Here is a 7,361-nt window from a genome sequence, read left to right on the forward strand (position 1 = left end):
GATAATCTGTCATATGCATACAGTATTTACGGTATAAAAAAGGGCTGCTTATATCCCGGAAGCGGCATAGTATATCCTGCAAGGCAATGCTGAGGCTATTATCATCTTCCAGATATTTACCACTGAGGATGGTGATAAATATTTCCAGCTGACGTCTCATTTCCAAAGCAGTTCCTTCATCAGCAGAACCGCGGTCGCAGCTGTCATCCACTGTAAACAGCCAGGAAAGGAGATCTCCGGCGAGCGTAACCTGTGTATAGGAGGCTTCGGGGTATTCGCGTGCGGCCTGGAATCCGAACCTGGCTTTCGAAAACCAGCTAAGGGGTTTAAATCTTGGGGCAATATCAAATTGCTGTACCCACTTTAAAGTGTCATTTTGAGTATCCTGGTAACAGGAGTTGATCTTGGACCTTCCCGGGATAGTGACGCAGGAAGTTAAAGCATTTGACATACATGTAATTTTTAAGGTGAATAAAAGATTGAGAACTAATATGTAGAGTAGTAATAGTTTTCAGTGAGGATACAACCATTTATTTACTTAATATTTCCGCGGCCATGATTTTACAGACAAGCTCAGAATTATATTATACGAAAAAACAATGCTAACTGGTAATGCAGTAATCCCGAAAAAGCTAAATTGGACAAACTAATATTACGAAAAAACCACCCATTTGGGATGAATGGAATTTTGGGCGGTATAATGGTGCTGTTCAGGCGCAGTAAAAATGCGCCGGAAGGCGGAAACGGGGTAGAATGAGAAAGATGGCAACGGCGGTATTTGCTGATTATAATGTAATGCGCAGCAGCTGTATGCCTGTTCATAAAAAGGGCGGCTCTATAACAGAACCGCCCTTACGATTATACTGAATGGCTAGTGAAAATTTTTTCCACAGCTTGTTCCCTGCGATGTTCTTTAAATTGGTGGCAATGATTATGAGCCACCCGTGCTGTTTTGTAGGAAATAATACAATTATCTGAGTTTATATAACCTGTAACCAAACAGGAAAATAACCGCATAACATACAATAGGCAGATAGTATGCAGTAGCAATATTTGTGTCCGCAATACGACCCATGATGAAAGGGAAGATAGCGCCGCCAAACATACCCATTACAATAAATGAAGACGCCTGCTGTGTTTGCGGGCCCAGGTCTTTTAAACCAAGACTGAAAATAGTAGGATACATGATACTGAAGAAGAAGTTGATCATGAGCAGCGCAATGAAGGAGGTCCAGCCCCAGCCCTGTGCCACGATGATACACATCAGGATATTGCCCACTGCAAATGCAGCCAGCAATTTATTAGGAGCGATATAACGCATCAGGGCCGTGCCTACAAACCGCCCGGCCAGCATCATACCCATGAATACCGTCATAAAGTAACCTGCTTTCTGATCGGAAAAATGCATCACCTCATGACCATAGTTAATGAAAAACGCCCAGGTACCTGCCTGCGCCGCCACGTTAAAGAACTGTGCGATCACTGCAAATACAAAATGCTTTTGCTGGAACAGCTTTTTGCGTACTCCCACCACGCCGGATACATCGGAAGGACCATCATGCGGATCCGTAAGCGCAGGTACCTTTACCATGGCAAATGCAATGGCAATGGCTGCAATCACCGCGCCGATATAAATGTATAATGTTTTTACCGACACCAGTTCCTGGCCGGCATCATGGCTGGCGCTCAGCAGGAAGTACGATCCGAGCGTAGGACCAACAATAGCGCCTACTGCATTAAACGATTGAGCAAAATTGATACGCTGATCGCTGGTGCGCTGATCGCCGAGTGCCGCCATAAACGGGTGCGCCACCGTTTCCAGGGTGGCCATGCCGCAGGCCAGCACAAACAGGGCAATGCGGAAAACACCAAAAGAAGCCGCATTCGCCGCGGGCACAAACAGGAAGGCGCCCAGGGCATACAGCGTGAGCCCCAGCAGCACACCCTTCTTATATCCCATCTTTTTAATAAACAGTCCTGCCGGAATACCCATCAGCGCATAAGCGCCAAAGATGGAAAACTGTACCAGGCCCGATTGGGATTTTGTTAATCCAAGTACGTTCTGGAAATGTTTGTTGAGCACATCGCCCATCGTTAACGCAATACCCCAGCACATAAACAACGAGGTAACGAATATGAGGGTGATCACATATTTTTTCTCTGTAAATTTCGCGGGTAATGAAGCGGCAGACGAGCTGGAATTTTTAGCGGTTTCCAAGGCTTCCTGTTCCAGGGAGTCAGGTGATATCATGATCTGAGTTTTTAAATTTTTTTTATAACGTGGAATGATGGTTTGTGCATTCATCCGGGGCTCTAATATACATTTCCATTTTTATAAACTCCAATCATCTGCCGGGGAAATCATACCGGGAGCGCCAGTTCCATCTGGATGTTACATCGTTCATACGGTGTAGCCCTGCCAGCCACTTTTTTGAAGCCCAGCTTATTATACAGGCTGATGGCGGGTTTCAGAATGGTATTACTTTCAAGGTAAATGTTCCTGGCCCCCACCGAGATAGCTTTTGCAATAATGGCCTGGCCTAATAAAAATCCTATACTTTTTCCCTGGGCTTTGGGAGATACCGCCATTTTAGCCATTTCGTAATCGTAGTCCGGGTCGTCCATCTTTATTAATGCACAAACCCCTACCGGTTCATCGTTGTAAAGCGCTACTAAAATGTGCCCGCCTTTTTTAAGGATGTTTTCTTCAGGGTGGTCGAGCGATTTATGATCAGCAGCTTCCATTTTAAACCACCGGGCAATCCATTCTTCATTCAGCGCTTTGAAGGCAGCCTTATATTTGGGCCGATAGTCCACAATAACCACGTTGCCGGCTTCCCTTTTTTTATGGGCTTCCACTACCCGGCTGAGCAGGGATTGCTGTTCCAGCAGGTATTCCCATTCTTCCATTGCCTTCCAGAGATCGTGCGTAGTTTGGGCGGAAATGGCTTCTATAGCGGTGTTTACATCTGTCAGCTGGTCTTGTATACGGGTGTTGATCTCTAATCCTTTTTTAGTAAGACTCACCATATTCCTGCGTCCATCGGCCTTATCCTTCTTCTCTGTTACCAGGCCTTTTTTCTTCATCTCCCCTATTATTTTACTAACAGAAGGATGGGAATGGCCGATTTCCTTTGCAATGGCCGTAATGGTTTTCTCTTCCCCCACAGATAGTACATAGAATACCGGGAACCATTTCGGCTGCATGTCAATGTTATATAAACGATAGATCTGTGCAGCATCTTCCGTGATCTTTTCAGTAAGCATACGCAGCCTGCTGCCGAGCGCCACTTTACCTGTTTTATTGAAAAATTCCATATTGTAATAAATTACGTAACCAGTTACGCAAATATAGGTATAAGATTAAAATCACCAAATTTTATCTGGAGAGAAGGGAATGGAGAGAGATAGCAACAATTCCCCGACCTTTACATTTCAAAAACCGTTTATAAAATTTATCTGATGGAATACAGACAATTAGGAGCTTCCGGTTTACAGGTACCGGTGCTTAGTTTTGGTACCGCTACATTTGGCGGAGGCAATGATTTTTTCAAAGCCTGGGGCAGTACCCTGGCCGAAGAAGCCACCCGCATGGTGAATCTTTGCCTGGATGCAGGTGTGAATCTTTTTGACACGGCAGACATATACTCCGAAGGGCTTTCGGAAGAGATCCTGGGAAAAGCCATTGCGGGGAAAAGAGACCAGCTGCTGATCTCTACCAAAGCAACTTTCCCGTTTGGTAAAGGTCCCAATAACCAGGGATCTTCCCGTTTTCATTTACTGCGGCAGATAGAGGGCAGTTTAAAACGGCTGCAAACAGACTATATCGATATTTACCACATGCATGGATTCGACGGCAACACGCCCGTGGAAGAAACGCTGCGCACGCTGGACGACCTGGTACAAAGCGGTAAGGTCCGTTACATTGCTGCATCTAACTTTTCCGGCTGGCATCTGATGAAGTCGCAGGCCATTGCAGAAAAATATGGGTGGAACCGTTATGTAGCACACCAGGTATATTACTCCCTTGCCAACCGTGAATATGAATGGGAACTTATGCCCCTGGGCCTCGATCAGAAAGTGGGCGCCATTGTATGGTCCCCGCTGGCAGCAGGCAGGCTTGGCGGTAAATACCGGCGTAACAGTCCGCCGCCACAAAATGGCCGGGTAGCCCAGGGAGGCAGCCCTGTTCCCGAAGCAGTGGTAAACAATGAAGTATTCTACAATATCATTGACGCGCTGGATGAAATAGCCGCTGAAACAGGCAAAACAGTGGCCCAGATCTCCCTGAACTGGCTACTGCAACGGCCTACCGTTTCCAGCATCATTATCGGCGCCCGTAATGAGGAGCAACTGATCCAGAACCTCGGCGCCACCGACTGGAACCTCACCACCGACCAGGTGAAGAAACTGGATGCCGCCAGTGAAATCCCCACCATTTATCCATACTGGCATCAGCGGCAAAACCTGACGTTGAATCCACCACCGAAATTTGTTTAACGCGGATTTTGTCTGACTCAGGATTAAACTGATTAAACTGATTTCGCTGATTAGATTTTTTAGGCTTTTAAAGGGATTCGGGGAGATATAAGCGGATTTTGTCTGACTCAGGATTAAACTAATTACCCTGATTTTGTAACGATTTTATAGAAGATTTGTGGGGATTTAGGCGAAAGTATTCGCTTAAATCTCCCCAAACCTTTTTAAATCCAAAGTAATCAAATCAGCGAAATCAGTTTAATCAGTTTAATCCTGAGTCAGACAAAATCCACATAAGTGCCGAAGGCGCTCTACCTACCGCGAGCAGATGAGCTGGTACGTACCCGGCGTCACTCCTTCTGCACTGCGGAACAGCCGGATGAAGTAATTGGTATCATTAAAACCACAGAGGGTACTTACCTGGCCTACACTGTTATTCCTGTTAGCCAGCAGCTGTTTGGCCAGCTTTAACCTTTCCCGGTTAATATACTGGAGGGGGGTAATCCCAAACTGGTCTTTAAACCATTTGAAAAACACATTGCGGCTCAGGTAGGCTTTCCGGCAAAGGGTATCTACAGAAATATTTTCAGTGAGGTGCTCATTGATATAATGCAGCACAAAATGCAGCCTGCTGTTATTGCTGTTGGTGTTCTTTTCATCCGCAATGAGCTGCAGGTGCTGGCTCTGTAAAATCCGGATCAGCAGTTCCTTCATACTCAGATCCGCATAAATGTCCCTGGAAAGGTCTGTACTGCTGCAAATGCGTACCAGTTTATTGATCAGGTCTGTAAGGTCGGTGTCATTGTTGAAATGGTACCTGTTAAATTGCAGGCGCCAGTTATTTTTATCGGCATATTCACTGTTATAATATTCGTTAAGATACTGCAGGGTACCGCGGATATAGGTTTCATCCACGGAAAAGGCTATACATTGGGTGGGATTATCGGTGGTCGCTTCGGGGAAATCAATAACGATGGTTTCATTGGCCGGAAGGATCACTGTTTCCCCGGGATGGTATTCAAAAGAGGGCTTATCAAAAAGATGCATGATCTTCTTACCTCTCATCATACTGGTGATCACGAAATCGCCAAAAGTAAGCGGCACGCGGTAATCCTGCTGATAACTTTCGAATATATTCAGTTCACAGTTATTGAGGTTATAAACCCGCCTGTTCTCAACCAGGCGTTGTAACTGTTTCGGATGTGTCAGGTCTATCGGCTGTACAAAATGTTTTACCGGCATGGCTAATATTTTTAGCTACAACAAGTTAGTATAATTAACCGAACTCAGAAAATCAGGTACGAATGTGCTAAAGATAAATACGAAATTTTGCCATGAAGTGCCCAATCTTTACCATATTGATGGTATATAAACGGAAACCATCCTTTCTTTCAAATAACATCCACCGGTGTAATTACATCTTATACAAAAAGGTCATCCCCGGCAGGATGGCTTTTTTGTGAAGTATGCCTTCTGTGGAACCAACCGTATTGGTTGCCATCCCACCCGGAGCATAAGGCCAACTTATCCTGTCAAATTAATTACCCGCCCTCCCGGTTTTGTTCCGGAACTACGTTAAATTAGCAGCTACTAATCAAAACCAACAAACGCATTATGAAGAAACTATTCCTCCTCGCCCTCCTGTTGCCCCTGCTGGCTGTAGCACAGGACAAAGGCATGCATTTCGAACATGGCAGCAGCTGGGCCGACGTGCAGGCCAAAGCCAAAGCGGAAAACAAGTACATTTTCGTGGATTGTTTCACCACCTGGTGCGGCCCCTGCAAATTTATGTCGGCCAACATTTTCCCCCAGGAAAAAGTAGGCAGCTTTATGAATGAGAAATTCATCAACGTAAAAGTGCAGATGGATCAAACGGACAAAGACAATGAAGAAGTGAAAAGCTGGTATGCATCCGCCAAACAAATTGAAAAGGATTACGCTATCCGTGCCTATCCTACCTTCCTGGTGTTTGCGCCTGATGGTCATATCGTAGACCGCCAGGTTGGCGGCGCCGAGGCAGATCAGTTCATCGAAAGATGCGCTGCATCCCTCAACCCGGCTACACAATACTACACACAGCTGGATCTTTATAAAAAAGGGAAGAAAGATACTGCTTTCCTTCGCCAGATGGCACTCCTGGCACTGAATAAATACGACCAGGCAAATGCTTCCCTTATTTCAAAAGAATATATCAGCAAGCAGAAAGATCTGTACTCGCCCGTAAACCTGGACTTCATTGCTAAATTTACCAACAGCAGTAAGGACCCCGGTTTTGATATGTTCCTGCACAATGCCGATAAAGTAAACAAAGTGCTGGGCCCCGGCAAAGCAGAAGCAAAGGTAATGGGCATTGTGGCGCAGGAAGAGGTATACCCCCAGCTGATGAAGAAAGACGGCAGCAAACCCGACTGGGCAACCCTTGAAAGCAGCCTGACCAAAAAATATCCTGCTTTCGCGGAAGAACTGATCCTGAAAACCAAAGTGCAGTACTTCAGCTATACAAAGGATGCCGATAATGCCGTAGCTAACATTGTTGCCTATATGAAAAAATATGGCCACAAGGCAGATCCGCAATCGCTCAATGAATATGCCTGGACCATCTTCGAAAAATGCAATGATATGCAATGTATAGAACAGGCACTGGAATGGAGCAAACGCTCTTTCAAAGACAACGAAGTGCCTGCCTTTATGGATACCTACGCCAACCTGCTGTATAAAGCCGGTAAAAAAGAGGATGCTCTCGCCTGGGAAGAAAAAGCCCTGAACAAAGCCAACGGCGACGAGAAGAAAAACTACGAAACCACCCTGGAGAAAATGAAGAAAGGGGAGAAATATTGGGAGTAGCGTAGATCGCCTTCGGCGATGAAAATTGTCTTGGAGCA

6 protein-coding genes are annotated in these 7,361 nt (G+C 45.6%); 2 read left to right on the forward strand and 4 right to left on the reverse strand.

From position 1 onward, the window contains the following. From VN105_RS20165 to VN105_RS20175, 3 genes are all read right to left on the reverse strand, one after another. Positions 1 to 451 (reverse strand): hypothetical protein (locus VN105_RS20165; protein ID WP_325643556.1); only part of this gene is annotated, 451 nt, incomplete at its 3' end. Between the two features lie 519 nt (positions 452 to 970). Next, on the reverse strand, positions 971 to 2,251 hold the full coding sequence (gene fucP, locus VN105_RS20170; RefSeq protein WP_325643557.1) for an L-fucose:H+ symporter permease: 1,281 nt from the start codon (positions 2,249 to 2,251) through the stop codon (positions 971 to 973). 110 nt (positions 2,252 to 2,361) lie between these two features. Further along, entirely contained in the window at positions 2,362 to 3,318 is a 957-nt protein-coding gene (locus VN105_RS20175; RefSeq protein WP_325643559.1) for a bifunctional helix-turn-helix transcriptional regulator/GNAT family N-acetyltransferase, read from the reverse strand. Positions 3,319 to 3,462: 144 nt separating this feature from the next. Here VN105_RS20175 and VN105_RS20180 point away from each other — a divergent pair, with 144 nt between their 5' ends. Then, a complete protein-coding gene (locus VN105_RS20180) occupies positions 3,463 to 4,500 on the forward strand; it encodes an aldo/keto reductase (RefSeq protein ID WP_325643561.1) in 1,038 nt (345 codons plus the stop codon). Positions 4,501 to 4,794: 294 nt separating this feature from the next. Here VN105_RS20180 and VN105_RS20185 read toward each other — a convergent pair whose 3' ends face one another. Next, positions 4,795 to 5,721 carry an AraC family transcriptional regulator gene (locus VN105_RS20185; RefSeq protein WP_325643563.1) on the reverse strand — a complete coding sequence of 309 codons (927 nt, stop codon included), beginning with the start codon at positions 5,719 to 5,721 and terminating at the stop codon, positions 4,795 to 4,797. A 372-nt stretch (positions 5,722 to 6,093) separates the two neighbouring features. Here VN105_RS20185 and VN105_RS20190 point away from each other — a divergent pair, with 372 nt between their 5' ends. After that, the gene (locus VN105_RS20190; protein WP_325643565.1) at positions 6,094 to 7,323 is read left to right on the forward strand and encodes a thioredoxin family protein; all 1,230 of its coding nucleotides are present in this window, start codon (positions 6,094 to 6,096) and stop codon (positions 7,321 to 7,323) included. Positions 7,324 to 7,361: the final 38 nt, after the last annotated feature.

It is taken from the genome of Chitinophaga sp. (genome assembly GCF_035564935.1).
In the GTDB taxonomy this organism is placed as follows: Bacteria; Bacteroidota; Bacteroidia; order Chitinophagales; family Chitinophagaceae; genus Chitinophaga.

Coding starts and splice junctions, on each gene's coding strand:
- VN105_RS20175 (WP_325643559.1), bottom strand. CDS start 3,318: ATGGAATTTTTCAATAAAACAGGTAAAGTGGCGCTCGGCAGCAGGCTG.
- VN105_RS20180 (WP_325643561.1), top strand. CDS start 3,463: ATGGAATACAGACAATTAGGAGCTTCCGGTTTACAGGTACCGGTGCTT.
- VN105_RS20185 (WP_325643563.1), bottom strand. CDS start 5,721: ATGCCGGTAAAACATTTTGTACAGCCGATAGACCTGACACATCCGAAA.
- VN105_RS20190 (WP_325643565.1), top strand. CDS start 6,094: ATGAAGAAACTATTCCTCCTCGCCCTCCTGTTGCCCCTGCTGGCTGTA.
- fucP (WP_325643557.1), bottom strand. CDS start 2,251: ATGATATCACCTGACTCCCTGGAACAGGAAGCCTTGGAAACCGCTAAA.